Origin of the sequence: Longimonas sp., assembly GCF_040409695.1 — a bacterium.
In the GTDB taxonomy this organism is placed as follows: domain Bacteria; phylum Bacteroidota; class Rhodothermia; order Rhodothermales; family Salinibacteraceae; genus Longimonas.
Genome location: NZ_JARWGJ010000212.1, coordinates 1 through 4,134, shown reverse-complemented (window position 1 = coordinate 4,134; position 4,134 = coordinate 1). Strand labels below are relative to the sequence as shown.

The window sequence follows — 4,134 nt, the reverse complement described above, 5'->3', positions numbered from 1 at the left end:
TGGCCCGGGCGACAGGCGCTGAAGGCGAGCCGGTGCTGTATGAGAGCGTGTGGAATGGCAACGCTGGCTTCGGGCCGGTAACGGGCGATGCGATTACGATGCAACAAGTACCCGGCGAACACCAGGCAACCATGGCTGCTGTTTTTCCGGAGGACGGTGGCTGGGGATGGTTTTGGTGGGGAATCATTGCAATGGTCGGTGTATTCCCCTGCTTATATTCGTGGTTCTTTTAGGAAAAGCGCTCGCTACAAAAAAGAAGAAGGAAAACCGGCTTCGGCAGAAAGGGAAGATAAAGCGGTTTTGGGATGCGGTAGGTTCTTCATCAGAGCAGCGATCAGGAGCAGTTCCGGCGCCTGCAGTACAAGACGGTCGTTCTGAAAAAGAGAGCGTATCATCGGCGCACGCGTCGCAAGAGATTGAGGAGCAAAGACAAGAGGGCGAGATGCCCCAAGGCGAGGTCATTGCCGAGTTGAGGGAAGAGGTTAAGGAGCTCAAAGAGAAAGTCCGGAAGCGCGACACGAAGATTATGGCGCTTCGTGATCAGCAGAACACATCGCAAGAAACATCAGCGGCCAATAAAGAAGAGGGAGCTCGCAGTCGGGGCTCGCAGTCGGAGCCGGAGAGTGAGGAGATGCAAGAGATCGTAGCGGATCTCAAAATCATGATTTCCAAAAAGAACGATGCGCTCGAAGCCAAAGATAAAAAGCTCAAACAAGCGCTTGAAGTCGTCAGGGCCAGAGAAGAAGTCGGACAAGAAAATGAAGACGAACAAGAGTCCACAGCATTGGCTCAGCGAATGGCTGCGTTAGGAGCTGAAAATAGAAGGCTCCAGAAGATAGTCAACGCGTTTAAAGCAAGGCATTCCAACCTACCTGAAGCGGCACGGGCCCCGTCCGCAGACAACAAACTGGCGACGGAGGCTCCATCGGATAAAGGCACCGAAGTAGATTCAATCGACACTGGCGACGAACCGGGTTACGCTGAAACTCGTGAGTTGCTTGGCCAGGTCTTCTGTGCATGGTGCCAGCAGGGGCGGGTAATGGTGGGGCGCTACTACATGTTTGAGCGTGCGATGCAGGAGACCTATCCCGATGCGACGGTGTCGCCGATCTATCACACTCCAGAAGCAGACACGCCCTTTCAGTTTGCTGAGCGCCGGGCGGTGGCAACGTTCTGGCTGGTGGAGATCAACGGCGCCTCATTTTTGCTCCCAGTGCCTCGCCGCGACGGGACGTTTGAAGCGCTTGAGCCAGCGATCCAGGGGAGCGACGATGCGAATCCCTCTGATCTCATACAAGCTACGCCAGCCCAGTTGACGACCGAGGGCACCGGCTACCGGGTTGCTCAAAAAGGCACCCTTGTCTTTGAGACATCAGGTTCATCGTCGGCATAAATGGTACGTATCCTCTGATCTTGTGTGACTTGATTTCATCTCCCTCATGCCTGCCTCCAACTTCGACTTTTTGGCCGACACCGATCCTGAACTGCATGACATAGCCACGTCGGCGGAGGCGCTTTTGCATACCGACCCGGTGGCGTGCCTGACACGGCTGCGGGCGTTTGCCGAGCAGTGCACCAAGACCTACGTTCGTGAGCAGTCCGTGCCTACGCACTGGATTGAGCTTACACAGTTTGATCGGTTGGAGCGGTTGGAAGCCACTAAAAAATTGTCGCGTACGATCTTGAACCCACTGCACAAGATGCGCCGGGCCGGGAATGCCGCTGTGCATAACAACGAGGGTACGCTGCGCGATGCGAAGCAGCAACTGCGCGATGCGCACAAAGTAGCCATCTGGGTCTACACGGAAGTACACAATCAGTCTGCCCCTAACGGGTCGTACCGGATGCCTGAGCCGCCGTCAGCGTCTCCGGCTGTCTCTCCACCGGCTGCACCACAGCCTACGAAACCCTTCGCCGAAACAGAAACGAAAAATGCAGCAAGTGAGCCGGTAGCCCGGCCACCATCTTCGCCCGGCCCAAGTGGAGTGCAGCACACGACATCAGACAGGCCCGAACAAGGCCCGGGGATTGGAGCGCGCACAAAGGAGCGCGTGGCACAGGCTGCGGCTGGTTTTCAGCAGGGGGTGCGCAACGTCTGGCAAAGCATAAAGCAGGGCGTAGCACGCGCACGACAAGGTATTCAGGCGCTGCTTGCTTGGATATACAATGGGATTCGTGCCTTCTTTTCTGCAGTATGGCGTGGCATCTGTGCCATCGGGCGCTTTATTAAGCGCGTGCTGAAATGGACAACGGTAGCGATTGCCATCGGCCTGTTTTTCTTTTATGTGCCGACCATATATGGCACAGTGACAGGGTGGCTGCCTGCCGAAACACAAGAGGCGATACCGGCAGTCGAGGCGGTGCAGGAGACGCATGAGCGCGTGCTCCCGCCGGAGTCGCGCACCTGGGTGAAAGAACAGGCTGCCATGGGATGGGAAACGGCAAAAATGCAAAGCGCGGCGCTGTGGGAGGCGTCGGTTGTGCGTGTGGAAGCGATCTGGCAAGAGACGGAAAGCGCGGCAGAGTAACCCGCGCCCTCAAACCCATCACATCCTGCCCTCGCACGCCTGCCAGCACCGCTTCCCGACCGTACGGCGCTGAGATGCTTCACGGCGTTCAGCATGACCTGTGTGGGAAGCTTGTGCCCTCACGTCAGCACTTGGCCACACCCCGCGTCATCCTGACGCCGCAAGGCGGAAGGATCCCAACGCCAGCATAACACGCCCAGCACGCCCCGTACAGACAGAGCGCCCTCCCGCACGCCCAGCGGCAGAGCATCCCGACCGTACAGCACTGAGATGCTTCACTGCGTTCAGCATGACCTGGGTGGGAAGCCTGCGCCCTCACGTCAGCACCTGGCCACATCCCGCGTCGTCCTGACGCCGCAAGGCGGAAGGATCTCAACGCCAGCATAACACGCCCAGCACGCCCCGTACAGACAGGGCGCCCTCCTGCACGCCCAGCGGCAGAGCATCCCGACCGTACAGCACTGAGATGCTTCACTGCGTTCAGCATGACACACATGACAGGTTTGCGCCCATCAAGCCCTTGGTTCGTCTGGTTGATCAACTTGCGCAAATCGGCACGTTGCAGTATTTTTCTACCACTCTATGAAAAGACAAAGCCATCCACATATCAGCACTCATTTCTGCATGCGAGCCTACTACGTTTACATTCTGGCGAGCCGGTCGCACGTGCTCTATACCGGTATGACAAACAACCTTGAGTACCGCCTTCACCAGCATCGAGGCAAGCAAGATCCCAGGATTTACTCGGCGGTACAACGTGACCCGTCCGGTGCATTACGAGACCTACGACCGTCCATCAGACGCTATCGCACGCGAAAAAGAGATCAAAGGATGGCGACGCGCAAAGAAAGTCGCGTTGATCGAAGCGGATAATCCATCTTGGGCTGATTGGAGCGACGAACTGTTGGGGACCTAGCTCCGAAACGATCCCCTATGAATCCGAGTGATGCTGGCACCGCCCACACGCCCGGCGGCACCGCTTCAGGGTATAATCCATGAGAAAACCCTGAATACATTGCCCTACGGTGTCGGTAAAAATAGCTGACGGATTTGGCAACTTCTTGCTGCGCTTCGGAAGAAGACGTAGATCCTGTGGCCATTTAATGGCAAGAGTCCAAGGTGAAATGTGGGAAAAGTAGCCTTGCTACAGTCAGCAGTTTCCGGAGAGTAACACATTTTGTCCCCTGCCACGACCACCAAAACGTCCTCCTTCTGTCCTTGATGCCTAAATCTGTCCCAGCTGTTCGGTGGGGGGATGCGACGCCGCCTCGCCCGCAGACATAACGGATACGGACCCTGCAGTAACCGATACCCTCGGCGTGGCTTTTGCACGCGATGGGGAGTCAATTCCGTACACCAAACAGCCTCTAATCAGACTCATTCTGGCGCCGACCAGTCCGCTTCCTTCAGATCGGAAGGGGGCCAGATGCCAAGTAAGCGGCGCACCGTAACGACCTGTCCAAGGTGGTAGGCGTTGTGGTCTGCAATGCTCCCGATCTCCTCAGCGTACGTAGTGCCGTGGTAGCCCACCTTGCTGGCGTGCGGGATTGCGCCTGCAATGTCGATAGCCGGGTCGTTCACGAGGGTCTTTGCGTCTTGCAGGTCA

At 57.1% G+C, this 4,134-nt stretch carries 3 protein-coding genes and 3 pseudogenes; 5 read left to right on the top strand and 1 reads right to left on the bottom strand.

All coding sequences use genetic code 11. The annotated features are described in order from the left end of the window. The 5 genes and pseudogenes from PPP56_RS13030 to PPP56_RS13015 all read left to right on the top strand — a co-directional run. Positions 1-233: pseudogene (locus PPP56_RS13030) on the top strand (hypothetical protein); the annotation flags it as partial. Continuing rightward, positions 221-1,393, top strand: coding sequence for a hypothetical protein (locus PPP56_RS13025; protein WP_353564487.1), 1,173 nt, complete (start codon positions 221-223; stop codon positions 1,391-1,393). The pseudogene PPP56_RS13030 and the gene PPP56_RS13025, both read left to right, overlap by 13 nt. A gap of 46 nt (positions 1,394-1,439) precedes the next feature. Next, the gene (locus PPP56_RS13020; protein WP_353564486.1) at positions 1,440-2,528 is read left to right on the top strand and encodes a DUF4145 domain-containing protein; all 1,089 of its coding nucleotides are present in this window, start codon (positions 1,440-1,442) and stop codon (positions 2,526-2,528) included. 582 nt (positions 2,529-3,110) lie between these two features. Further along, positions 3,111-3,224: pseudogene (locus PPP56_RS13865) on the top strand (hypothetical protein); the annotation flags it as partial. Continuing rightward, positions 3,223-3,444: a GIY-YIG nuclease family protein gene (locus tag PPP56_RS13015; RefSeq protein ID WP_502912580.1), complete on the top strand. Its 222-nt coding sequence runs from the start codon at positions 3,223-3,225 to the stop codon at positions 3,442-3,444. The pseudogene PPP56_RS13865 and the gene PPP56_RS13015, both read left to right, overlap by 2 nt. A 461-nt stretch (positions 3,445-3,905) precedes the next feature. Here the strand turns inward: PPP56_RS13015 and PPP56_RS13010 are convergent. Then, positions 3,906-4,134, bottom strand: a pseudogene (locus PPP56_RS13010) (hypothetical protein); the annotation flags it as partial.

Excerpts from the sequence above, each read along its gene's own strand:
- PPP56_RS13020 (WP_353564486.1), top strand. The coding sequence starts at position 1,440 with ATGCCTGCCTCCAACTTCGACTTTTTGGCCGACACCGATCCTGAACTG.